This is a genomic window from Yoonia sp. SS1-5, assembly GCF_038443705.2.
GTDB lineage: Bacteria > Pseudomonadota > Alphaproteobacteria > Rhodobacterales > Rhodobacteraceae > Yoonia > Yoonia rhodophyticola.
Window position 1 is genome coordinate 1,829,130 of sequence record NZ_CP151767.2, and the last position, 23,953, is coordinate 1,853,082.

The 23,953-nt window shown below is 58.9% G+C and carries 24 protein-coding genes; 17 read left to right on the forward strand and 7 right to left on the reverse strand.

The annotated features are described in order from the left end of the window. Nucleotides 1-2: 2 nt before the first annotated feature. The 5 genes from AABB31_RS10555 to AABB31_RS10575 all read left to right on the forward strand — a co-directional run bounded on the left by AABB31_RS10555 (nt 3) and on the right by AABB31_RS10575 (nt 5,249). Nucleotides 3-896 carry a substrate-binding periplasmic protein gene (locus tag AABB31_RS10555; RefSeq protein ID WP_373635726.1) on the forward strand — a complete coding sequence of 298 codons (894 nt, stop codon included), beginning with the start codon at nt 3-5 and terminating at the stop codon, nt 894-896. An 80-nt stretch (nt 897-976) separates the two neighbouring features. Further along, entirely contained in the window at nt 977-1,492 is a 516-nt protein-coding gene (locus AABB31_RS10560) for a carbon monoxide dehydrogenase subunit G (protein ID WP_342078178.1), read from the forward strand. A gap of 35 nt (nt 1,493-1,527) precedes the next feature. Next, nucleotides 1,528-2,013, forward strand: coding sequence for a (2Fe-2S)-binding protein (locus AABB31_RS10565; RefSeq protein WP_373635727.1), 486 nt, complete (start codon nt 1,528-1,530; stop codon nt 2,011-2,013). Nucleotides 2,014-2,078: 65 nt separating this feature from the next. Continuing rightward, entirely contained in the window at nt 2,079-4,448 is a 2,370-nt protein-coding gene (locus AABB31_RS10570) for a xanthine dehydrogenase family protein molybdopterin-binding subunit (RefSeq protein WP_373635728.1), read from the forward strand. Nucleotides 4,449-4,460: 12 nt separating this feature from the next. Continuing rightward, nucleotides 4,461-5,249, forward strand: a complete 789-nt coding sequence (locus AABB31_RS10575; RefSeq protein ID WP_342078177.1) for a xanthine dehydrogenase family protein subunit M — start codon at nt 4,461-4,463, stop codon at nt 5,247-5,249. A gap of 248 nt (nt 5,250-5,497) precedes the next feature. Here the strand turns inward: AABB31_RS10575 and msrB are convergent, their stop codons facing one another. The 5 genes from msrB to AABB31_RS10600 form a co-directional block, all read right to left on the reverse strand. Continuing rightward, nucleotides 5,498-5,965, reverse strand: a complete 468-nt coding sequence (gene msrB, locus AABB31_RS10580; protein ID WP_342078176.1) for a peptide-methionine (R)-S-oxide reductase MsrB — start codon at nt 5,963-5,965, stop codon at nt 5,498-5,500. A 79-nt stretch (nt 5,966-6,044) separates the two neighbouring features. Continuing rightward, complete coding sequence (locus AABB31_RS10585) at nt 6,045-6,596, reverse strand: fasciclin domain-containing protein (protein WP_342078175.1); 552 nt, start codon at nt 6,594-6,596, stop codon at nt 6,045-6,047. A gap of 72 nt (nt 6,597-6,668) precedes the next feature. Further along, nucleotides 6,669-7,373, reverse strand: a complete 705-nt coding sequence (locus AABB31_RS10590; RefSeq protein ID WP_373635729.1) for an anti-sigma factor domain-containing protein — start codon at nt 7,371-7,373, stop codon at nt 6,669-6,671. Beyond that, nucleotides 7,370-7,912, reverse strand: a complete 543-nt coding sequence (locus AABB31_RS10595) for a sigma-70 family RNA polymerase sigma factor (RefSeq protein WP_342078172.1) — start codon at nt 7,910-7,912, stop codon at nt 7,370-7,372. The genes AABB31_RS10590 and AABB31_RS10595 overlap by 4 nt, the downstream gene beginning before the upstream one ends. Nucleotides 7,913-8,042: 130 nt before the next feature. Further along, nucleotides 8,043-8,894 (reverse strand): DUF4394 domain-containing protein, encoded by an 852-nt coding sequence (locus AABB31_RS10600; RefSeq protein WP_342078171.1) that lies wholly within the window; start codon nt 8,892-8,894, stop codon nt 8,043-8,045. Between the two features lie 324 nt (nt 8,895-9,218). Between AABB31_RS10600 and AABB31_RS10605 the strand changes: the two genes are divergently transcribed. Then, nucleotides 9,219-9,563 carry a plastocyanin/azurin family copper-binding protein gene (locus tag AABB31_RS10605; protein ID WP_342078170.1) on the forward strand — a complete coding sequence of 115 codons (345 nt, stop codon included), beginning with the start codon at nt 9,219-9,221 and terminating at the stop codon, nt 9,561-9,563. A 323-nt stretch (nt 9,564-9,886) separates the two neighbouring features. Here AABB31_RS10605 and AABB31_RS10610 read toward each other — a convergent pair whose 3' ends face one another. Together AABB31_RS10610 and AABB31_RS10615 are read right to left on the reverse strand one after the other, a co-directional pair. Beyond that, nucleotides 9,887-10,762, reverse strand: coding sequence for an FAD:protein FMN transferase (locus tag AABB31_RS10610; protein ID WP_342078169.1), 876 nt, complete (start codon nt 10,760-10,762; stop codon nt 9,887-9,889). Then, nucleotides 10,759-12,861: a 4Fe-4S binding protein gene (locus AABB31_RS10615; RefSeq protein ID WP_373635730.1), complete on the reverse strand. Its 2,103-nt coding sequence runs from the start codon at nt 12,859-12,861 to the stop codon at nt 10,759-10,761. Before AABB31_RS10615 ends, AABB31_RS10610 begins: the two co-directional genes overlap by 4 nt. Before the next feature lie 103 nt (nt 12,862-12,964). Between AABB31_RS10615 and AABB31_RS10620 the strand changes: the two genes are divergently transcribed. The 11 genes from AABB31_RS10620 to AABB31_RS10670 all read left to right on the forward strand — a co-directional run bounded on the left by AABB31_RS10620 (nt 12,965) and on the right by AABB31_RS10670 (nt 23,940). Continuing rightward, complete coding sequence (locus tag AABB31_RS10620; RefSeq protein ID WP_342078166.1) at nt 12,965-13,738, forward strand: ABC transporter permease; 774 nt, start codon at nt 12,965-12,967, stop codon at nt 13,736-13,738. 132 nt (nt 13,739-13,870) lie between these two features. Then, complete coding sequence (locus tag AABB31_RS10625) at nt 13,871-14,809, forward strand: transferrin-binding protein-like solute binding protein (protein WP_342078165.1); 939 nt, start codon at nt 13,871-13,873, stop codon at nt 14,807-14,809. Nucleotides 14,810-14,967: 158 nt separating this feature from the next. Then, nucleotides 14,968-16,923: a M10 family metallopeptidase C-terminal domain-containing protein gene (locus AABB31_RS10630; RefSeq protein ID WP_373635731.1), complete on the forward strand. Its 1,956-nt coding sequence runs from the start codon at nt 14,968-14,970 to the stop codon at nt 16,921-16,923. 361 nt (nt 16,924-17,284) lie between these two features. Beyond that, on the forward strand, nt 17,285-18,730 hold the full coding sequence (locus AABB31_RS10635) for a phage tail sheath subtilisin-like domain-containing protein (protein ID WP_342078163.1): 1,446 nt from the start codon (nt 17,285-17,287) through the stop codon (nt 18,728-18,730). Between the two features lie 76 nt (nt 18,731-18,806). Further along, nucleotides 18,807-19,199, forward strand: coding sequence for a hypothetical protein (locus AABB31_RS10640; RefSeq protein ID WP_342078162.1), 393 nt, complete (start codon nt 18,807-18,809; stop codon nt 19,197-19,199). A gap of 14 nt (nt 19,200-19,213) precedes the next feature. After that, nucleotides 19,214-20,029, forward strand: a complete 816-nt coding sequence (locus tag AABB31_RS10645) for a hypothetical protein (protein WP_342078161.1) — start codon at nt 19,214-19,216, stop codon at nt 20,027-20,029. Then, nucleotides 20,019-21,008, forward strand: a complete 990-nt coding sequence (locus AABB31_RS10650) for a hypothetical protein (RefSeq protein ID WP_342078160.1) — start codon at nt 20,019-20,021, stop codon at nt 21,006-21,008. The genes AABB31_RS10645 and AABB31_RS10650 overlap by 11 nt, the downstream gene beginning before the upstream one ends. Continuing rightward, a complete protein-coding gene (locus AABB31_RS10655) occupies nt 21,008-21,613 on the forward strand; it encodes a DNA circularization N-terminal domain-containing protein (RefSeq protein WP_342078159.1) in 606 nt (201 codons plus the stop codon). The genes AABB31_RS10650 and AABB31_RS10655 overlap by 1 nt, the downstream gene beginning before the upstream one ends. 41 nt (nt 21,614-21,654) lie before the next feature. After that, complete coding sequence (locus tag AABB31_RS10660; RefSeq protein WP_342078158.1) at nt 21,655-22,266, forward strand: hypothetical protein; 612 nt, start codon at nt 21,655-21,657, stop codon at nt 22,264-22,266. Further along, nucleotides 22,256-23,221, forward strand: a complete 966-nt coding sequence (locus AABB31_RS10665; protein ID WP_373635732.1) for a hypothetical protein — start codon at nt 22,256-22,258, stop codon at nt 23,219-23,221. The genes AABB31_RS10660 and AABB31_RS10665 overlap by 11 nt, the downstream gene beginning before the upstream one ends. Then, nucleotides 23,221-23,940 (forward strand): phage baseplate assembly protein V, encoded by a 720-nt coding sequence (locus AABB31_RS10670; RefSeq protein ID WP_342078849.1) that lies wholly within the window; start codon nt 23,221-23,223, stop codon nt 23,938-23,940. The genes AABB31_RS10665 and AABB31_RS10670 overlap by 1 nt, the downstream gene beginning before the upstream one ends. Nucleotides 23,941-23,953: the final 13 nt, after the last annotated feature.

The following is a 23,953-nucleotide window of genomic DNA, read 5'->3' on the forward strand; positions in this document are numbered from 1 at the left end:
CATTGATCGGCCGCGCACTAACACTGATTGCGGCGCTTTGCGTGGCCGGACAGGCCCACGCGGATGATCCATGTGCGGACTACACCCCACAACAGCGCCCGCAGAATGTGGGCCGCGATATTGTCGGGCAGGAAATGGATGTGATCCAGGATCAGGGTCACATGCTGTTCGCCGTCTACGAAAACTTCCCCCCCTATTCGTGGGAGGAAGGCGGCCAGCCCAAAGGTGTCGATATCGAAATCGCCCGGATCATTGCCGAGGACCTGGGCGTTGAGGCCCGGTTCAACTTTGTTGATGCCGCCGAAAACCTCGAAGCAGACCTGCGCAACAATATCTGGAAAGGGGCGCTGATCGGGGGCCGGATCGCCAATGTGATGATGCGGGTCCCTTACGATTCCGCGTTCAAATGCCGGGTCGAGCAGGTTGTGTTCACCGGGCAATATGCAGGCGAATCCATCGCCATCGCCTATGACAAGGCCAGCTATCCGGAGGAAAAGCCCGTACCGGCCTATTTCCGTTTTGACACGGTCGGGGTTGAAAACGATTCGATTGCTGATTTCTACCTGTCGTCATTTGCAGGCGGGCAGTTGAATGCGGGCGTTCGCCGGTTTCCCACGATGCAAGGCGCCATGGCGGCGCTCGAAACGGGTGAGGTGATGGCGGCGATGGGGCCGCTTGGGCAGCTGGAATACGGGATATCTGATAAGGGCGCGGTCCATCAGCCGCCCCTCGCCGGGTTTGCTATCAGTTCCTGGACATTGGGTGTTGCGGTCAATTTCAGCTACCGCCCGCTGTCTTATGCGGTTGATGATGCGATTAACTTTGCGTTGCAGGATGGACGGATCGCGGAAATTTACGCAAGCTATGGGCTGAGCTTCCAAGAACCGGAACGGTGAAAGGCAACTAAGCCCTTGGTCGCATATCAGGGAATCAGACAGGCACTTAGGCTGCCTGTCAGGGAAGATTGGGATAAACGATGAAACTCACCGATAGCCGCACGATCAATGCCGATGTGGCCACCGTCTGGGCAGGTTTGCTGGATCCGGACGTTCTGAAAGCCTGCGTGCCGGGCTGCACAGAGATGAGCGGCTCTGCCGAGGACGGGTTTGAGGCGACGGTTGTCCAGAAAGTCGGGCCGGTAAAGGCCACCTTCAAGGGCGCTGTCGAAATCAGCGACCGCGTAGAAGGCGAAAGCCTGACAATCAGCGGCGAAGGCAAAGGGGGCCCGGCGGGCTTTGCCAAGGGCGGCGCAGATGTGCGGCTGGAGGTCCAAGGCGATCAGACGGTGCTGCATTACGAGGTCGAGGCCAAGGTCGGCGGCAAGCTTGCACAATTGGGATCGCGCATCATTGACGGCTTTGCCAAGAAGATGGCTGATCAGTTCTTTGCCAATTTTCAGGACGCTGTTGAGCCGCCCGACCCCGAGGCTGACGCGGAAACCGACGAAACGACTGCAAAAAAGGGATGGTTTGCAAAGCTGCGTGGCGCGTGAACCAAACGACAGATTTATCCAAAGGGAGGATATCAATGACCAAAGTCACAATGACAGTGAATGGCAAAGAGATGTCAGGCGACGTCGAAGGGCGGACGCTCTTGTCGACATTCCTGCGCGAGGATCTGCGCCTGACCGGCACGCATATCGGCTGTGATACCTCGCAATGCGGGGCCTGCGTGGTTCATGTGGATGGCAAGGCTGTCAAATCCTGCACCATGTTTGCCGCCGAAGCTGACGGCGCAGAGGTGGCAACGATCGAAGGCCAGGCCAATGCAGACGGCTCGCTGAATGTCATCCAGCAGGCATTTCAGGACCATCACGGACTGCAATGCGGGTTTTGTACCCCAGGCATGGTGATGTCCGCGGCTGCGTTGCTCAAGGAAAACCCCAAACCCAGCGAGGCCGAGATCCGCGCCTATCTGGAAGGCAATATCTGCCGCTGTACCGGGTACCACAATATCGTCAAGGCAATCATGGCCGCCTCTGGTCAGGATGTCGCCGCGATCGCAGCCGAGTAATTATTTCGAATAAGATCAGGGGTTCAGGTTTGCTACCCGACCTGCCCCGGTAAGGGAGGAATGAAATGCCTAAAGATGCCGGAATTGGTGCCGCTACGACGCGCCGCGAAGATGTCCGCTTTCTGACCGGTCGTGGTCAGTATACCGACGATATCCAGACACAGGGCGAATGTGCAGCGGTCTTTGCCCGCTCGACAGTCGCGAACGGAAAAATCAAATCAATCGACACCTCAGCCGCCGAAAAGATGCCCGGCGTTCTGGCCATTTTCACCGGCGATGACTTTGCCGAAGTGGGCGGCAACCCCGCTGGCTGGCTGATCAACAGTCGTGATGGCACCCCGATGCACGAGCCCAAGCGCCCGGTTCTGGCCCATGGCAAAGTGCGCCATGTGGGCGACGCCTATGCGGCTGTCATCGCCGAAACGGTTGCCCAGGCCCGCGACGCGGTCGAGGCGATTGAGGCTGACATCGAAGAGCTTCCGGCATTGGTTGATATGAAAGCTGCCCTTGCGGCAGATCACTATGTGCATGACGAAATCGGCACCAACCAATGCTTTGACTGGGGCTGGATCGAAGACAACCGCGCCGCCACGGATGAGGCGATCAAGGGCGCGCATCACGTCACGACCCTGGAATTGGTCAATAACCGTCTGGTCCCCAACGCGATGGAACCGCGCTGTTCCATCGGGCACTACAACCCTGGCACCGACGAATACACCTTGCACACAACCAGTCAGAACCCGCACCTGACCCGGTTGCTGATTTCGGCCTTTGTGATGGGCATTCCCGAAAACAAGCTGACCGTGATCGCCCCTGATGTGGGTGGCGGCTTTGGGTCCAAGATCTATCACTATGGCGAAGAGGCATTGGTGCTGGCTGCCGCCAAAAAGCTGGGCCGTACGGTCAAGTGGACAGCAGACCGGACCGAAGCGTTCTTGACTGACGCCCATGGTCGCGACCACGTCACCAAAATCGAACTGGCCCTCGACGCAGAAGGCAACTTCCTCGCTTTCCGGACCGAAACCATGGCCAATGTGGGGGCGTATCTGTCGAACTTCTCGACCGCAACGCCGACATTCCTGCATGGCACCCTCATGGCCGGGAACTACACCGTCCCATTGGTTTATGTGAACGTGAAAGCCGTCTTCACAAACACCGCACCGGTGGACGCCTATCGCGGCGCTGGCCGGCCCGAGGCCACGTTCTCGCTTGAGCGCGTGATCGACAAGGCCGCGCGCGAACTTGGCATGGACCCGATTGAACTGCGCCGGAAGAACTTTGTGAAGCCGGATCAGTATCCCTTCGCATCCGCTGCAGGTCTAGAATATGACAGCGGCAACTATGATGCGCTGATGGACCAGATGGAAAAGGTCGCCGACAAGGCCGGGTTTGAGGCCCGCCGCAAGGAATCCGAAGCCAAGGGCCTGCTGCGCGGTTTTGGCGTAAACGCCTATATCGAGGCTTGCGGCATCGCGCCATCCAACCTTGTGGGTGTGCTGGGGTCACGTGTTGGCCTCTATGACGCCGCCACGGTCCGGGTGAATGCGACTGGCAACCTTTCGGTCATGGTCGGTGCGCATAGCCACGGACAGGGGCATGAAACCGTGTTCCCGCAGGTTGTCGCCGAAATGCTGGGGATTGATGCATCAAGCATCGACATCGTGCATGGCGATACGTCCAAGATCCCGTTCGGCATGGGAACCTACGGATCCCGGTCGCTGGCCGTCTGTGGCTCTGCGGTTGTCCGGGCCACCGAGAAAATCATCAACAAGGCCAAGAAGATCGCAGCGCATATGCTGGAAGCCTCCGATGGTGACATTCAGCTGGAAGACGGCGTCTTTAGCGTGGCTGGCACGGATAAGTCGGTCAGCTTTGGTGAGGTCGCGTTGAAAGCCTACATTCCGCATGAATTCCCGCTCGAAGATATCGAGCCGGGGCTGGAGGAAACGGCCTTTTACGATCCGGCCAACTTTACCTATCCATCAGGCGCCTATTGCGCCGAGGTTGAAGTTGATCCCGACACCGGCAAGGTCCGGGTGGACCGGATGACCGCCGTTGATGACTTTGGCAATGTGATCAACCCAATGGTTGTGACCGGTCAGGTGCATGGCGGTCTGGGTCAGGGGATCGGCCAGGCGCTGGTCGAGAACACGACCTATGACGAGAATGGTCAGCTTTTGTCGGCAAGCTACATGGATTATGTCATGCCACGGGCCGATGATCTGCCCTTCTACGCGGTTGATCACAGCCAGGGGAATGCCTGCACGCATAACCCGCTTGGCGTGAAAGGCTGCGGTGAGGCCGGGGCCATCGGTTCCCCCCCGACGATCGTCAACGCGGTGATCGACGCGTTGCAATCCGGGGGCAAGAACGTCACCCATATCGACATGCCAATGACCCCGCATCGCGTGTGGTCGGCAATGAACAACGCATAAAGGAGAGCGGTTATGTATGCATTTGATATCCAACGGCCTTCATCCGTGGCCGACGCTGTGACCGCATTGGCAGCCGAGGACGCACAGGCGCTGGGGGGCGGGCAGACCCTGATCCCCACTCTGAAACAACGCCTGGCCATGCCAACGGCGCTTGTATCCCTGACGGGGGTGACCGAAATGCAGGGGGTCGCAGCCGAGCGCGGCAGCCTGCGTGTGGGCGGGGCGACTACGCACGCCACCGTTGCCGAACAGGCAAAGGGTGCATTTCCCGGTCTTGCGGGGCTTGCGGCCCATATCGGTGATCCTGCGGTGCGCAATCGTGGCACGATTGGCGGCTCATTGGCCAACAATGATCCGGCCGCGTGCTATCCGGCCGGCGCACTTGGCACCGGTGCCACAATCACAACCAACAAGCGCGATATCGCCGCGGATGACTATTTTCAGGGGATGTTCACGACCGCCCTGGAAGAGGGGGAAATCATCACTGCAGTGTCCTTCCCGATCCCAGAATCGTCAAACTATCAAAAGTTTGTGCAGCCAGCGTCACGCTTTGCACTGGTGGGGGTCTTTGTGGCGAAATACAGCGACGGTGTCCGGGTTGCTGTGACCGGGGCCTCGAACGAAGGGGTGCACCGGTGGTCCGAAGCCGAAGCCGCGCTGTCAGCCGACTTTTCTGCGGATGCAATCGCGGGCCTGAGTGTCAGTGCGGACAACCTGATCAGCGATCTGCATGGGTCGCCCGAATATCGCGCCCACCTGGTCAAGGTCATGACCGGACGCGCGGTTGCCGCTGCAAGCTAGGCAGTAGCGATCTCGCAAAAATCAAGCCCGCCTTTTTGGCGGGCTTTTTCGTTGGGGGCTCGCTTTTTTGGCACGCGGCATCTAAAGGCCACTGCGGACCTTTCTGCCGTTTGACGACCACGTTTGAACGCATCCTTGGCGCCAGAACAACGCGCACAAAAGGCGGAGAACGGCGCCCTAGAGCACCCGGAAAGGATCCGGGTCAACCGCCCGCTGCACCGCCCCCGGCACCCATTCAATCCCGTTATTCATGTGGCAGGGGCAAAGGTCAGGCTGAGCCCGTTCAAGCAATGACGTTTGCCTGTCGGCTCTGGCCCGTCATCAAAAATATGTCCCAGATGGCTGCCGCAACGGCGGCAATGTACTTCGGTGCGGACTTGAAAGATCAACCTGCGATCCTCTTTCGTCCCAACCGCATCCGGCAGGCTTTCAAAAAAGCTGGGCCAGCCGGTCTCGCTGTCAAACTTCGCGCCAGCGTCATAGACGGGCAGGTCACATCCACGGCAGCGATAGGTGCCGGCGCGCGTCTCTACATTCAATAGGCTGGTATGGGGATTTTCGGTCGCCTCCTCGCGCAAGACCAGATATTCGTCCTGGCTCAAGCGGTCGCGCCATTCGGCGTCACTGCGACAGATATCAAAGCCGCATGACGCAGCATGAAGCGGATTGGCGATAGCGGCTGCACCGGTCATCATCAGAAATGCTCTGCGGTTCATGTGTCACCTTTTTTGAAAAGCTTCGGCACGGGCCGGCCATCTGAAGGCCAGCCCATGCAAGACTTGTTGGTCTGTTTGCTTACTTCGGAACGAGTACGGCATCGACGACGTGGATCACGCCATTCGACTGATCGACATCCGCGATAGTCACGCGACTGGCGTTGCCGTTTTCGTCGTAGATGTAGACGCTGTCGCCTTTGACTTGTGCCGACAAGGCGTCACCAGATACGGCATTGAAGTGGTAGAAACCATCGGATGAGGCGCGCGCCTGACGCGCGATCTCTGCAGCGGACCAGTCACCGGCCACAACATGCGCAGTCAGCACCTTGACCAGCATGTCCTTGTTTTCTGGCTTCAAGAGCGTATCGACGATGCCCGCAGGCAATGCAGCAAAGGCGTCATTCACAGGCGCAAAGACCGTGAAGGGGCCCGGGCTTTGCAGCGTGTCGACAAGGCCAGCTGCCTGAACAGCTGCGACGAGTGTGGTGTGGTCTGCCGAGTTGACCGCGTTTTCCACGATGTTCTTTGTCTCGAACATGGCTGCACCACCAACCATCGGGTTTTCGGCGTAAGAAGCCGTTGCAATAGTCAGCGCAGCGACTGCGGTGGCCAGTTTGGATACGATTTTCATATGTCTTTCCTCTCGTGATTGCCCGCGATCCTTTGCGGTTACGAGAGCCACGGCGCGATGCGCAGAAGAGTTTCAGCCCGCCTGAAATAAGTCGGCGTCAAAGAATTCGTCGGTCGCAAGAATAGCCCCGGTGGGCGCGCCGGTGGGCGAGCCGCCTTCGGGTTCATCCGAGACGGCAAGTGTTCCGCCATCCATCAAGACTGCAATCTCGGGCGTAATTTCGAACAGACTTTCGCGATCTGCCGGAATCACACCCAGTGAAACGGGTGCTTGTGTCTCCGCGCTGATTACCCACAGCTCAAAAACCCGGCCCGCCGCTGGCGCACCTTGTTCAGGTATCACCTTGAACAAGTTGCCGTCTGGGGCGTAGCCCGCCTCGATATGTATCGCGCCATCTTCGGAGATCAGCGTCGCATGAAGCGTTGGATCGAATGCCGGGCCGCGTAGCATGGGACCAAAGGCGAGAAATGCGGCAAGGGCCACGGCGGTGAGTGCTGGGAAGGCCAGCCAGCTCCAGCCCCATCCGCGTCTGGAGCTTGTTTTCTCACCACTTACTTCTGCTACCAGCTTCGCCTTGACAGACGGCGATGGCACTTCTTCGCGTATATCATTGGTCAGGGCCGCAAATCCGCCCTCCCAGAAGTGTACACGCGCACGAAGATCAGGTTCGGCCTGAAGTCGCAATTCAAAAGCCCGCTCCGCGTCCGCGTCCAGCAGGCGCAAGACGTATTCGGCGGCAAGCGCCTCGTCTTCCGATATGTCCTGTTGATCGCTCATCGCGACAAGCACTCCTTCAAAGTTATCAGGCTGCGGCGCAGCCAGGTTCGCATGGTGTTCAGCGGCACATCAAAGCGGTCCGCAAGCGCTTGGTAAGTTGCGCCGTCAAGATAGGCGGCACGGACGGCATCGGCACGATCCGGCGGCAGTTCCTCGAAACAGGCGCTGATCCGGCGCTGATCTGACGCAGCAATACTTGCGGCCTCGGGTCCGGGGCTCTTTTCGACAAGCTCACCAACGCTGTCGAGGTCAACATTATTGCTGTTCCTGGCGCGCAGCCGATCAATCGACAGGTTTCGCGCAACCGTGATGAGCCATGTCATCGGCGAATGACCGGTCACCGCATATCTGTCGGCCTTCGCCCAAATCCGAAGATAGACATCCTGCAGCGCATCCTCGGCTTCTGATCTGTTCTTCAAGACACGCAGGCAGACACTGAAGAGTTTCCCGCTCGTCGCATCGTAAAGCGCGGCCAGCGCAATGCGGTCGCCAAGGGCGATCTTGCCGATCAGCTCTTCAATGTCCTTGCGATCCGTCATTCGTGTCTTAAGCCGTTCAAATAACTTCTTTTCTCTGTCTGACTGACAGAGATGGCCCCAAACGGCAATCTCTTGCCGCTGGGGTCATCCTGCACAGGTACCAACCAACTCATTACCTGATCGTCACGGATTACATGCCGATCGACGCCGCAAAGCCCGTCACGCCGCCCATCCCGAGATCTGCTTTCATCGCGGCCGCGCCCGTTTCGAGGTCGATTTCATAGAGCCCCGCTGACGCAGCGCCTTCCATTTGCAGAATTGCAAACGCCATATTCTCGCCTTCCGCGGCCGAGACGATGTCGAAGCCACCCATCGGGGCCAGGTCGACAGCTGCGCCGTCAACGGTGATCTTGGCGATGGTTTCCAGGGTGCCTGCGTTGTTGGCCAAACTGACAAGGGCGTCGGTTTCAGCATCAAGCGCGTATTGGAATGTCTCGCCCGCAGTCTCGCCGTTGATGGCGTTCGTGTAGGCGTTGGCAAAGATCATTGGTGTCGTGCCGCTCATCGCGTCACCGTCCGCATAGGCCAAGTCAGTAAAGCGGCGCACGGAACCTGCACGCTCATCATTGTCGCCAAAGCCGTCAGGGAAATAGACAAGATTATCGCCCGCAGATGTGACGGCGCGCACAGCGTCGATCTTGTTGTTGAAATCAAACGCGACCATCTTGCCTTCGCCGATCATCGCATCTTCCATGAACGACGCGCCCAGATCGGTCATCTCGCCCGACATCGGATCAATTGCCGCGATCATGCCGTCAGAGAAGCCAAGAAGTTCGCCGGTCACCGGACGCCAGGCAATCGCCTTCAGCGGGGATGCCAGATCGTAGGTCATCACGTCGCCGGGGGCGCTTAGGTCGCTCATCACAACGAGCGTTGCACCGTCATTGACAAGAGCATAGCCAGACATGGGCGCATGACCTGCGGCAAATGCCGGGCTGGCCGCAAGGGCGATCAGTGATGTTGCAAAAGCTTGGGTTTTCATCGTTTTTCCTTTCAAGTTGGTCTTGGTGCGCACCCAGCTGGATGCGCTCTACCTCCAACCACGAAAGGCAACGCTGGATAGTTTCGGCGGGACATAAAAATTTTGAACTGGGCCCCTGACCGAGGGACTTTGGGGGCCGTTGTGTCAATCCGTGGCCAATCTAGGGTCAGGACCCATGCGCTTGACGGCGACAATGACGCTCGGGATTTGGAATGCTTTGAGCGATAGTAAAATATTTTGAGTTGATTGAAACTATCCTGAAAGCAATTCGTGACTTTCTTCACAGGCCCCGAATGGGCCAATCGCTAGAAAAAGGAATTCAGAATGACCAAGCTAACCCGCCGTGACACGTTTCGCCTTGGTGCAGCCCTTGCTGCACTGCCATTGACCGCGACGGTCGCGCGCGCCGATGGACATGCCACGACCCATATCGTGGTGATCAAAGATTTCGCATTTACGCCGGCGGACATTCAAATCAACGCTGGCGACTCGATCACATGGGTCAACCAGGACACCGCCCGTCACTCTGCGACCGACCTGAACGGCGCGTTTGACACGGGTCTGCTCAGCCAAGGCCAAGAAGTCACGATGACCTTTGCCGGCGCCGGCAGGTTTGAGTATCGCTGCACACCGCACGCAAAAATGCGCGGTACGATTACGATTTCCTAGTACCCGTTATTCATTCGCCAGAAGGGCCGCCAGTTTGGCGGGCCTTTTTCCTTATAATCCGGGATAGAATGCCGCGCGGCTATCGTTAGATGCCCATGGTGGTGCGGCGTGAACCGATCAGCTGGTCGCCCTATGCTTGACGGCAGTTGAACATAAGGTTCGCGCGTTCAAGCGAGCTGACGCGCATGTCGAAGAGCGGACACCGGTGCATCAAGCTGGATTGTAAAAAAAGGGCGCCTACCGGACCTCGCCACCGTGTCACGGCATCCCGACGGGTAGGCCGGAATGCCGGAGAACTAGCCATGAAAGGTCCGCGTGAACGTCTAGAGGCTGCGCAGATTACCTTCGAAATCCACAAGCGTAATCCGCTGAACCTCGGGCATCTGCCGGACGTCACGGACCAACGATATCGGCGCAAGGCACAGGGCCGTCGACAGGCAATCCGCCATGGCTGCTGTTGTGGCCTCGACCGAAACGGTCGACCATTGCGGGACAGCCCGAGCGTGGACGATATGGCTGCCAGCACCCACCGTTTGCGCGGTCGGGCTGGATGTGGCGATGGCCCCGCTCGTCAATGTGCGCAAGCCCATATAGCCGTGTACCGGGTCGTTGATACCCAGCCGCCAGGGGCCGCCAAGGCCGCGATGCTCACCAATATGGACCAGCATGTCCGTCAGCCCCAGATCGGCAAGCACGTCGGTGATCAGGTCCGTCGCGTATCCCTGCGCAATCCCGTTCAGCGTTAACGCCTGACCCTCACCCAACATAATCAGATCGTTCGCGACATGCACACGGTCCCAACCAATCAGCGCCGCAGCGGCGTCGGTATTTTCGCCTGCAGCCTGCGCCAGCCATAGTGGCTGCACGGTCGGGTCAAAAAGCCCCTGCGTTGCGTGATATCCGCGCGCGGCGGTCCGCAGTAGCGCCACAAATCGGGGATCAGGCCCCACTTGCCTGCCGCGGCTGTTCAACGCCACCAGATCAGAGTGTGGGTCATATAAGCTGAAAAGCCCTTCGATATCTGCAAGGGCGCGGCGCGCGCGCGACAGCGCCAACGCGGCAATATCTGCTGGTGCGTTGATGGTCAGGCTGACCTCTGCACCCAGCGCATGACCTTGCCACTGCTGCGCTGTCACGCTGGCCGGCATGGCCGCAGCCGCGGCGCTGATCGTCAGGAAACGGCGGCGGCTTAGCGTCATTCTGCGGCAACTTTCTGCAACGACCGGCCCCGTTTTGCCGCAAGGATCAGCGGCACGCACAGGTCCGGGCTGTCATGAATGGTCACGCAGTCGAGGCATTGGAAGCATTCCGAATACTGGATCTCGCCTGTTTTCTTGATAGCCCCATAGTTGCACTTTACCCGGCACAGCTGGCAGGGTGATCCGCAATCCGCGCGCCGTTCGATCCATTTGCGCCCGCGCAGCAGACCACCAATCGCCATTGCGGCCCCAAGCGGGCAGACATACCGACAAAACCCCTTGAACAGGACCATGGACAACAGCAGCAGACCAGCCGCATAGGCCACGTAATACCATTCCCGGATGAAGAAGGTTGTGATGGCTGTCTTGAAGGGTTCCACCTCAATCGCCTTGTCCAGCCGCGCGGGTGCGGTGAAAATCAATGCGACCAACCCGGCAAGCACTGCGTATTTCACCCATTTCAGCCGGTCATCCCAGACCTGCGATGGTTCGATCTGCGGCAGCCGCAGGAAACGGCCGATATGATGTGCAAATTCCTGCATTGCACCAAACGGACACAGCCATCCGCAAAACAATCCACGCCCCCACAAAACAAAACCAAGCAATGTCACAGCCCAGATGACCAGCGAGAACGGATCGTATAGCAGGAATGCGTAACTCCCGCCCTCATAGAGCGTTCGGATCACCGCGAGTGGCGTTGCTATGGAAAGTTGCCCCTGCCCCCACCATCCGACAAAGCCGGTCATCATAGCCAGAATGGTCAGCCGAATAGGGGTGAAGTACCTGTGCCCGGCAAGTCGGTTCATCCCTAAACCCAACACAGCCACCAGACCGGCAAGAAAGATCACCAGCAGGATCAGGTCCGTTGCCCGATTATAGATCGCATCAACCCATGGCGGGCGCGGCACGATCACCGCCGGTTTGGTAAAAAAGCGGGCGTCTGTCGCCATACTGACGTCAAGCGACACGGACCCGATCTCGGGCTGGAACACCCCATGTTCCCGCAGCGCGCTGACTTTCAGGGTCCATTCGCTTGTCGGGTCAAATCCCAGCCTGCGGTCCGTGCGCAGGATCAAGGCCGCACCGTCATGCAAGGCGTCAGGCAGATCAGGGTGCAACTGGATATAGATATCGGCGTCGCGAAACGCGATGGGAAATCCGCCCTGTTCTGCGCTGATCAAATCGGGCGAGGTGTTGCGGATGAACTCGTCAGTGACCAGACCGTGCCGGGCGGTTTCAATCAGCAATATCGGCTCGTCCGTGGTCGAGATTGCCATGAAATCCTGCAGCTCTTCATAGGTCCCCTTTGACAGGACGGCCTGCGCGATAGAGGGCGGCCCAAGGTCAACAGCCCAGAGATCGAGGTAGTTACCATCGGGGTTTGATTGCCCCACCGGGTCGTCATCCTCCCAAACCGTATCTGCGAATTCCGCGTCCATCTGCGCATTTGTCACCGTCAGACGGGTGACAAGCCCCTGTTCGACCAGATCATCCCAGCTCAGATCTTCTGCATAATCGGGGTTGGGAAAGGCCGGTGGTCCGGTCGCCACACCCCCCATCTTTTCGCGGGCGACTTTCAGGGTGGCCGCCAGCAGGCTTTCATGCGCAATCCGGACCGAAGCGGTCGCCTTGGTCACCCCATCCAGATAGACCAGCGACGACCCGTCACTTCCGCCACCATAGGGCGTTCCGACAACAAGACTGTCAGAAATCGAATGGCCCCGATACTGCTCGAAAAACGCGTGGAATGGTGCCTGCCCCAGACCAGATACAAAAATCGGCTCGTTATGCGAAATCAGCTGCACATCCAGAAACCGGCCTTCCAGATCAAGCACGACAAGGATATTGATCGACGCGCCTGAAAATCCGGGCAGCGGTGCCATGGGTTCCGTTTCAAACACGAACCCCGCCTCTGCCCCGCCAGAGTTCAGAAGTTGCCAGACACCTTCATCATTCAGCCGCTCGCCCAGTTCCATGGGCGGCACAATTCGGTCTGCGATCTCTTCCCGCGCCAGCGGTTCTGCGCGCGCGGATGTGGTTGCGGCCACAACAAAAAACAGCGCACAAATCAGGTTAAGGCACAGGAACACAAAACGCATGGGCCGATCCTATGCGCGGGGTCGCCGGGGGCCTATGCGACTTAGGTATGGGTCGGCAATTTACCCATTGGGATCAGGGCGATTTTCGTGACACTGTGCGACCATGAAGCAAACCCAACCGCACACTAATGGTCTCGTCGCTGCCGTCTCGCTTGCGGGGCTGCTGGGGTTTTGGGTGGTGTTGTCATGGCTTCGGGCTGATCCAACGGTCCTGCCCACACCGGTGCAGGTCTGGACCATCATCCGGTCAGAGGCCGCATCAGGGGCGCTGGCCCACCATATGCTGGCCACGATCTGGCGTGTTGCGGCCGCGTTTGGGCTTGCCATGGGGCTTGGCCTGATCATCGGAATCGCATTGGGTCGGGATGAACGGCTGGATCGCTGGCTGAACCCATGGCTGTTGGTATTTCTGAACATTCCCGCGCTGGTGGTCATTGTGCTGTGCTATCTGTGGATCGGGCTGAACGAGACTGCAGCCATCGTCGCTGTGGCCCTGAACAAAACCGCGATGGTGGCTGTGACCATCAGAGAAGGCACCCGGGCGCTTGATCCAAAACTGGCGGAAATGGCGCAGGCCTTTGGCATGGGGCGCGCTGACAGGTTGCGGCATGTGGTCTTGCCGCAGCTGTGGCCGTTTATTGCGTCAAGCACACGTAACGGTCTGGCAATCATATGGAAAATCGTGCTTGTGGTCGAGTTTCTGGGTCGTAGCGACGGGGTCGGCTTTCAAATTCATCTGTATTTCCAACTTTTCGAAATTGGATATGTGATGGCTTATGCATTCAGCTTTGTTGCGTTCGTCCTGTTTCTGGAAGGAACGATCATCGCATTAGCCGAGCGGCGGGCCACCCGCTGGCGACCGGCCTCGTCGGCTTAAATTAACGTTATATTAACAAGCGGCTTGCAGGCAGCCTGACGCGTGGTCTACTGTAGGGCTAGTTTGTTTTCCGTGCGCCAGCAGCCAAGCTGCCCAATATCCGACGCACCTTAGGTTTGATGGGGTATCGCTATGGCCGTAACTTTTTCAAGAAGTCTGGTAATTGTTGCCGGGGCAGCACTTGCCGGATGCGGTGGCGGCGGCGGTGGTGATGGCGGCCCAGCCAACCGGGCCTTGCCAGGTGCCAATGGTCTTGACTACGGATTTGCGGGCCAACGCCTTGACGAGGCTGAAACGGTCGAAGTTTCGGCCCGTGCTGCCCTGCTGCAGGATGGTGCAGATCCCTTTATCGGACCCACCCAGATTACCTTTGGCCCCGGCTTTTTCAGCAACCCGCCCAGCGGTCAGTCCGCCGAGGTGGAAATATTCGGCGAGCCGGTCACGATTACAAATGGTGAAGGCACGTTGTCGAACGGACAAACCGTTCGGATCAACTTCGACCCGACCGCCGCCGGAACCTATGCCGGCGCCATCAGCCTGATATCCTACGGATCACAGCAGCCCGGCCCCCCACCCTTTGCTAATGACGGTGAAGAACATTTCGTCTTTGGGTTCGAAACCAATCCGGACACAATAGAGGACTTCCGTGGAATACGCGGCACTGCGGTATATGCGGGAAGCTTTTCGGCCTCCGGTATCGTTTATGACGACGTCGACAACATTGTCGGTGACCTTGGCACCGAAATGACCGGAACAGTCACATTTGACGTTGGCTTTGATACCGGAACCGTTGGCGGTACGCTGGAAGGGACATATACGACCGGGACGACACCCGTGGATGTGTCATTGATCCTGGACGAAAATATCACAGACCTGAACAACACGGGCTTTGCCGGCATCCTCGAATGCGGGACGGCGCCGAACTGTTCGTCGATATCAACCGTTGAGGGCGATTTCTTTGGACCCAACGCCGAAGAATTGGGTGGAGTGGTTTCGCTGAACGTTATTAACGACGTCGGCGGCGCGGACCTGAATTATACCGGCGCGGGGTCGTTTATTGTCACGGAATAAGGGAACACGTTTACGTTAGGGCACCCAAAAATGCCTTATTGTTGCTGCGATCTCTTGTTAATATTCCGTTAATATAGACACGCTTACCGATTCACCTATACGAAAACCTGTTTATGCCAGATATTCCTGCAAATGCGACAACCACAGCGGTGGTGTCCATGAATGAAACTTTTTCCGACAGCCTCGAGGTTGACGGTGACCGTGACTGGATTCGTTTCTCGGTGGACACTGCGCAATATGTGCAGGTGAACCTCGCATCTGATCAGATTATTGATACCTATCTTCGCGTATTCGACTCGTCAGGCCGATTGGTGACCGAGGATGACGATATCGTTGACGGTGTTCTACTCGAATCCCAAGTTACATTCCTGGCACAACCCGGCGAGCAGTATTTCCTGTCAGCGGCTGCATTTTTTGATGCAGGGGTTGGTGATTACGAGTTAACGGTGACGCCGGGCGCCAGGCCGCTTTTGCAGACACTCCAGTGGGGGACCCGCTGGAACGACCCAAATATCGCTGTTTACTTCGCGCCTCTGGGAACGACTTACAACGATGCGGGCGGCTATGTTTCGGATGGTTGGACAGAATACGAACAACAGCAGTTTCAACTTGCTTTTGACGCCCTCGCGGCCGTTGCGAATATCAATTTCGAGGTCACAACAAACCCGCGCGAAGCCGATTTCCGGATCATTATTGATGATGATCAGGTCCAAAACCGACCGCGCGACGAGGACTTGCTGGGGTTTTTCTACACACCGCTCAATGACGAACCGTCGACGGGCATGTTCAACCGCTTAGGCTATGGGTGGGATGATACCCCCGGTGGCGGACTGGAACAGGGCGGTTATGGTTTTGTGACCATCCTGCATGAATTGATGCACGGGCTTGGCCTTGCCCATCCGCATGACGATGGGGGCAACTCCCAAATTCTGCGCGATGTGACCTCGGACAGCGGGGACTATGGCGCGTACAACCTCAATCAGGGCCTGTATACCGCCATGACCTACAATACGGGCTTTTCAGAGCGTTTTCCGAATGCCGACAATACGGTGGAATACGGTTTCGAATATCAGCCCATGGCGCTTGATATTGCGACAATGCAGTATCTCTACGGCGCCAATATGGACACAGCCACCGGCGACGACACTTACACACTTGCCAGCGCAAACGCTTCCGGCACCGGCTGGGCAAGCATATGGGATGCCGGCGGTATTGACGAAATCGTCTCGACCAGCACGGCAAATACCGTGATTGATCTACGCGCGGCGACGCTTGAATACGAGATCGGCGGCGGCGGCTTCGTGTCGGCGGCGAATGGCATTCGGGGCGGTTTTACCATTGCAATCGGTGTCGTTATCGAAAACGCCCGGTCAGGCAACGGCAATGACACCATTACTGGCAATCATGCAGCAAACACCTTGAACGCAGCCGGCGGGAATGATCGGATTGATGGACGCCATGGCGATGACACCATCAATGGCGGTGCCGGACGCGACCAAATTTCCGGCGGTGCGGGTGTGGACCAGATTGATGGCGGCGTTGGGGCAGATGCGATTTCCGGCAATGGCGGCCATGACATCATCACCGATACGTCCGGCGCCAATGTCATTCATGGCAATAGCGGCGATGACACAATCACTGCTGGCGGCACGCTATATGGTGGCACCGGCAATGACACACTGACCGGGCAAGGCAGCCCCGATATCCTATTTGGCGGCCGCGGCGTCGATATTCTGCAAGGCGGCGCAGGCGATGACCGGCTTGACGGCGGCATGGACGGCGACAGTCTTGAAGGTGGCGCAGGCGCCGACATATTCGTTTTCAGTTTTATCAGCGACAGTTTTGCAACCACCACAGGGCGCGACACGATCCTCGATTTCGAAATTGGCACTGATCTGATCGACCTCAGCAACATAGACGCCAACCGCGCAGAAGCGGGCGATCAGGCGTTTACGTTTGTTGATCTGCCAACACCTGCCCCCGGTGAAATCTGGGTGACCGAAATTGGTATCGACAGCATCGTCGAAGCGGACCGGAACGGCGATGGCATTGCAGATTTGCAAATTGTCCTCGGGGGCGTCACGGGCATCACCGCCGACGACTTTATCCTGTAGAAATTGCCGCGGTCGAATAGCGAAATACACGCTCTGATTGTTAACCATTCGAATCGAAAAATTTTCTGACGGACCGTGATCCGACACGGAAACCGGCCCGCAGGCAGTGTGATCCGGCGCACAGACAGCCCATTTCATGAAAAATGCGCCACTTTTGCGCGAATAGTTCTGCGGTACGCAACCGCTTGAATTGTGGCGCTTTTTCGAAACGAATCATAATGGTCTAGAGGCAAATCAAGTCAGGAAAACCCGACTATGACTTGTCTGTGACCGGGCGCAGCATCGCCGCAATTCAACAATTTATTTCTTTCAGCCGCATTTTTTCTGCGGCGGCGACAATTTTCAAAGAAAGGCATTATTCATGCTTACGATTCCCGGCGTTGAAATCACCGTTGTCAAAGAACTCGTCCCGCGCGGCCTTGCTGCAGCGGGCACTTTGGGCATTGTGGGCCCCTGCGAGATTGCAAACACGGATCAACCTTTGCGGGAATTAAGCACGATCCAGGAGTTCCGCGATTTGTTCGGCGCAGGCTCGATCACCTCGATGCCCGAGGTTGAGCTGGCCTTTGCCAATGGGCTGCGTGCGGTGATCGTTGCGGCCCTTCCGGCAACGGCTGGCGTGGCAGCCACCGCAACGATCCCGGTTAGCCAGACCAGCGCTGGCGGCGACACCCGGGTCGAACAGATGGCTGTGACGGCCCGTGCCGCTGGCCGGTGGGGCAATGATCTGCGTGTTCGTTTCCTCTCGAAGGGTGCAGGCAGCGCGCAGGCGGTTGATGTTTTCATCTACACGTCGGACGCCGCTGTCGCGAATAACCGCGCCGCCGAGACATTCCGCAATCTCTCAACCCAGGCCAGCGATCCGCGGTTTTTCATGAGCGTGATCAACGGGGAAAGCGGCCTGATCCGGATGGCCCCCGTCATTCCGGCCTTTATCGCAGGTGGCGGCAGCGCCATGCCCGAAAACACAAATGCCACCGCTGCCCCGACGCCCCTGATCAACGGGCAAGAAGCAACCGTCGCGGAATATAGCGCCGCGTTGGAGCGCCTAGAAACACAGCCGCAGATCGACATGGTGATCGCCTCCAACCTGATCAGCTCGACCACAATTGCAACCGAACTCTATTCGACCGTGATCTCGCATTGCGAGGCGATGAGCCGGAAGGCGCAGAACCGTATCGGCTTTGGCCAGATCGTGCCACATGGTACGGCCCGGCCAGATATCGACGCGGCCCGCACGATGGCCGGTGTGCTGACATCTGACCGTTTTGTGCTGACCGCACCTTTTGGGACGGTTGGCGCTGTTGCCGGTCTTGTATCCGGGCAGCAATATTTCCGGTCCCCGACCTACAAGACACTGCGCGGGATTGTGGCGCCAAATTTCGACTTCACCGATGGTGATCTGCGCGCGCTGTTGCGCGCCGGGCTATTGCCAGTGGACAAGCTGCCGCGCAAAGGGGTTGCCGTGATCAAGGGGATCGCAACCAGTCAGGAACAGATCAACGTGCAGCGCACAGCCGACCGGGCCGTGCGGACCGTTCAGAACATCGCCATCGACTATGTCGGTCTGCTGAACAATCAGGCCCAGCGCTCGGCCCTGCGTCAGCGCATTGACGAGGCCTTCAACGCCATGTTCCGCGAGGGTGCGCTGGTGCCATCAGCCGATGGTCTGTCGCCGCCCTACGAGGTGGAAGTGACCGCAACCAACGCCGAGGCAGCCGCCGGGATCGTTCGGATCGGTATCGCGGTCCGCCCCGTCCGCGCCATTGATTTCATCTATGCCACTTTGAACGTCAAAGCCTTTTAACCAAAGGCCCTGACCACCAACAGCTTCAGCAAGTGACGGCGCCGCATGATCTGCGGCGCACAGGAAAGGATTGCCCATGCCCAAGATACTTAGCGCCAACCGCTCCAAGGTGCTCATCGACGGAGAACCGATGGAGGGACTGCAGGATATCAGTTTTGTGACTGACAGGCCCACCGCCGATATCGCGGCGATAGGCGAGGCTGAACGGATCGGGGTCGTCTTTGGAACCACCAAGGTCACCGGGGTGATCAAGGCCAAGTCGGCGCTTGATACTGTCGAAGAGAAATTCGCCAATAACCAAAGTTTTCAGATCGTTATCTCGACCAATTTTGACGGCCCAGATGGCGAGGTCGAGAACGTCATCTCGCTGCAGGAATGCTATGCCCATGGCAAGCGTTTCGCGATGGGCGTCGGTGGCACCGCCGAGACCCTGTATGACTTTACCGCAACACGCGAGTCCGCAGGCTAATGGGCAAGGCGGCGATGTCCGAGCCCCGGCAGATCAGCCGCGATGGCATCACCTATGTGATCAGCCTGCCCGATTGGGGCGAGTGGCTGACCATCCTTGATCGTGCATCAAGGGGTATGGATGCCGCAGATCAGGCCGACATAACGCGGCTATTACGCCTTTGGATCGCCAGTTCCGTGACCGTCACAAAAGATGGCCGGACCAGCACGCTGGGTTCCATTGACGACCTGCCCGCCGATCTGGCCGACGACCTGGTCGCAGAAGGCAGCGCAGCCCTGCAGGATGCAACCGCCGCGCTGGACATCCGGCAGGAAACGGACCCTGCGACAGGCGAAATCACAATCCATTGCCAAATGGGTCAATATCACCTGCGGCCGCTGTCATTCGGTGAACGCAACGCCTGCCTGTCCCGCAATATGGGCCTGCATCTTGGGCAGCCCGAAATTGACGCCTCGGCCTACGAGGTGGCGCTTGTTGCCGCATCTGTCACGGTGGGCGACGGGAATCGTCTTCGCCATGCCGACCTGATGGCCCTGCCCCTGGCCTTGGGTGAGGCACTGGTCAATGCCGCCCGCACCCTGTCGGACGCAGGCAAGGAAGACGAAATCACCGCCTTTGCCCAGGCGGGCAAACCCCATCCGGATCTGGAGCTTGCAACACTTTGCCTGACATTCGGGATGACACCCGAACAGGCCATGGCACTGCCTGCAACAACCGCCCGCCGCCTGAATGTCGCCGCAGGCCTGCTGCAAGCAGCGCAACCCGTTGCCAATGCTGCCCCGATGCCAGAGGACGACCGCGTCACCCGGATCGTTGTGCATGATGACTGAGTTTCGCGCCCATATCCGCGCCCGTTTGGGTCATCGGCTGGCCCTGAGCCTCGACAGCCTTGTGCCTGTCGCTGCAGCCGGACAAGCCCGCCGTCATTCGGTTGCCTCGGCTGCCGACATACAGGACGGCATGCCGTTTGATAGCGCAGTCTTCCAGACGCAGCACGTTCAGCCGCCTGCCCCGTCACCAGAGCGCACGACCCAGACAACACGGACGCAGCCGCCTGCCGACATGCCGGCCCGCGCCGACAGGTTAACCGGACAAGCCCCACGCCCGCCGGCATTGCGTTTGGTCAGCGATCAGGACGATGCACCGCACCCCCTGCCGCTTGATCGGGATGCGCCCATGCACCCTGCACCCGCCATCAGCGGCAGCATGGATGCACCAACACAAACTGCGACAACGGGCGCTGATATGCCCGGTGCAACGACGGATGCGGCACCATCTCTATTGCAGCAGCGCATGAACGCTGATGCGACGGCCACCACGCCGCGCGTGCCCAATTCACCCGACACCGTCCTCGCAGCCATTTTGCGCAATGCCCAATCGCGGCGCGCAACGATGACGTATCCGTTTGAAGGCACGTTCCATTTACAGAGGCAATCTGACGCCACCGCTCACGGCACCTCTCACGCGCGATTGGGTGGTTCGGCCACATCTGATCAGCTGCCTCGGCGCGTGGCCGACCCTACTCTTCCGGTCAGTCCCGTCGGGCAAGCGCCCAGTGTAATGGCGATCCGGACCACATCGCCCGATGCAACGTCGTCCCTGTCGCCCATTGCGCAACTGGACGCCTATCTGCCGCGCGAACGGATCCGGCCCAATGCCTCCGTTTCGGCACCGGACAAACAATCCGCCGACCGGGCTGAAACCGACGATGACTTTATGTTTGATCAACGGCTTCGCGCCGCACTCTCGCGCATTTTGACGGATGATCTGCGGCGCCATGGTCTCGGCACCGATGGGGAGGGCTGGTAATGCAGGAAACCGTTCTTATCGGCGATCTGGAACTCGACAAGGTTCTTGATATCGAGGTCAGTCAAAGCCGCAAATTGGCCGCACATCCGATCCCCGGATGGGATGGTGACCTGATCCAGGATATGGGCGAGGCCGCCGCCGAAATTACGATCCGCGGTATTGCCCATGGCGAAGATGCCGGACAACGGCTGGAGGATTTGCGCGCCGCGTTTGGCGATGGGACCCCGCTGGATTTTGTGTCCAGCGCGTCCGTCGCAACAGAGGTCGAACAAACACTGCTTGCCCGGCTCGATGTGGTCCAGTCGGGGCATCTGAACGGCGGGTATATGTACGCGATGACATTGCGGCGCTACGTCCCCCCGCCCGAGCCGACAATCGGCGGGTTTTCTGCAGATTTCCTGCAGGATCTGGGTGATCTGAATGTCGCTGACGCGCTGGCGAACACGGGTGCTTTTGCAGATGCATTGGGCACCGCGCAAGGGGCGCTCGACTCCGTCAATGCGGCGTTGGACGTGCTCGAAGATGCCAAGAATTTTGTCGAAGGTGCATTAGAACTTGAACCCCTCCTGAGCGCGATGGGCACCGTCGCATCATCAGCAAAATAGTCATTTTAGTACTGGTTTCTCATCAAGAAAGGAATTGAACGATGCCTACCGGAACCGAACTTTTCAACCTGCTGGACGCGCGCAGTCAGGCAATATCCAATGCGCTGGACGAGCTGAATATCGTGATCACGGGCGGCAGTTTTGCCCCTACTCTGATCTGGCCAACGACCGACGTCGCCGATCCGGTCGCGCATGCAGCGGGCATTGCGCCCGCAATGGAGGCACTGGAAGTCACTAACAACCTGGAAGACGCCATCGACCGGCTGTTTGACGGGCTGCAGGGCGACGGTGCGATCAATGATGCGATCAAATCGGCAACTGACGCAATCCAGGAGGTCCTGACCGATGCGGCTGCCCTGAATGACGAGCTTGGGGTGCAGGACCGCGTGGACGCATTCAACGAGTTGAACGAGCCGGCAAGCGGCGGCCGTGACAACCCCAACTTTGGCTTCATCCCGGCCATTGAAGGGGTCATCAATGCAGCCGCAAATGCCAATGTGGATGCCGATGACGCGCTGGAACCTTTGCGTGCCGTGGGTGCCGCAATTGCGGCTGGCGGGGCCTATACGGTGTTTGCGGCCTACGCGACCTCATCCATCGAAATGCTCAACAAGGCCCTGACCATCGGTCCTGTGGGAAACAATGACCGCTAAGGTCACCATAGGTCTGGCGTTTGACGGCGCCAGTGACCCGGTTCCGGTCCGCAGCATGCGGCTGGACCGGGGCCTTGCCCATCCTGTGGGCCGGGCGAATATTGTCTTGCCCAAAGGGGTCAGCGCCCCGGAACCCGGTGCAATCGTGGATATCAGCATCACCCAGGGCGATGACAGCTTTGCCGTCATGAATGGCTATGTCGCCTGGCGCGGTACGGGGCAGGATCATACGGCCGTCAGCATTCTGGAACGGGCTGGCCGGATGAATATCCCCATGGTCGCAAAAAGCTATGGCAACACGACCGCCGGTCAGATCATTTCCGACCTGTGCAGCACCGCAGACGTACCGACCGCCACAATCCTCCCCGGTGCCACGATCCCGCATATGGTTCTGCGTGGTGATGCCACAATGCTGGATCACGCCAAACGCCTGGCCCGCATGTCCGGCCTTCTGTTGACCAGCCAGACATCCGGCGAACTGGCAACCGTGGCCATTGCGCTACCGGTTCCCGGCGCGCCTGCATCCCTTGATCGCGCCCGGCAAGCAAGCGTTGATGCGGTTGCCGGTGACGAACCGGGCGATGTCCGCGTGATTGGCGCAGGCGCCCTTGGGACGGCTGGCCCGGGTGCCAGCACCCTGCCCCTGGCGGATCCGTCCTTGATTGCATCCGGCCCCGATGATGCCCCCCGGACCCATCATATTGCCGGCATCCGGACCCTTGCCGACACCACGCTGGCGCAACTGGCGGCCAAACAGCGGCGCAGCGCGCGCGGGTCTGGCATCGCAATCACCACCCCTCTTCCCGAGGATCTGTCACCGAGTGATGTTACCCTGTTGCCGGACGAAAACGGTCTGCCAATCAGGCTGGCCCGGCTTGAAGCGCTGGAGCTTGGCTTTTCCGCCCATTCTGGCCTTCTGGCCCAATACCGGTTTTCCGATCTGGAGGCGCTGTGATGCATGATCTGGTTGGTCTGATCCGGCAAGTCGTGCAAACTGAAATGCGCGGCCAGACCCAAAGTGCCTTTGGGATCGTCGAGGTTGTGCACCTGCCCGACGCAACCGGGCTGAACCAATATGCCTGTGACATCAAGTTACAGGGCACCGACGCGATCTACGAAAAGGTCCCCCTGACCACCGCCTATCTGGGCCATGTCGCCCCGCCCATTGTCGGTGACGTCGTTGTACTGACATTTATCGGCGGCGACCCCGACCAGCCGATCATCAGCGGACTGGTCTTTTCAGACGCGGTCAGCCCGCCCGAGATTGCCGCGGGTGAGGCCCTGCTGAAACTGCCTCATGACGGCGCCGATGATGCCCGGATCGACACCCGCCAGACGGCTGGCCAGAACGGATCGCGCAGTTGGAGCGTGACCCTTCCTTCTGGTCCGGTTCTGACGCTGACCGACGGCACAATTTCGGCCACGTTGGACGACCGGACAATGACGTTGGACGGTGACGCAGGCGAGGCAACAATCCAGACGGGCGGCGGGCAGATCACCCTGACCGACAGCGGCGATATCACCATCACCGGCGATGGCGCCCTGACGCTTGAAGCGGCCAGCGACATCACCCTCAAGGCTGGTGCCAATCTGGCGGTCGAGGCTGGCGCAAACGCAGAAATCAAATCCTCGGGCACGATGGACGTCAAAGGCGCCGTCATCAACCTGAACTGACAAAGGACGAAAC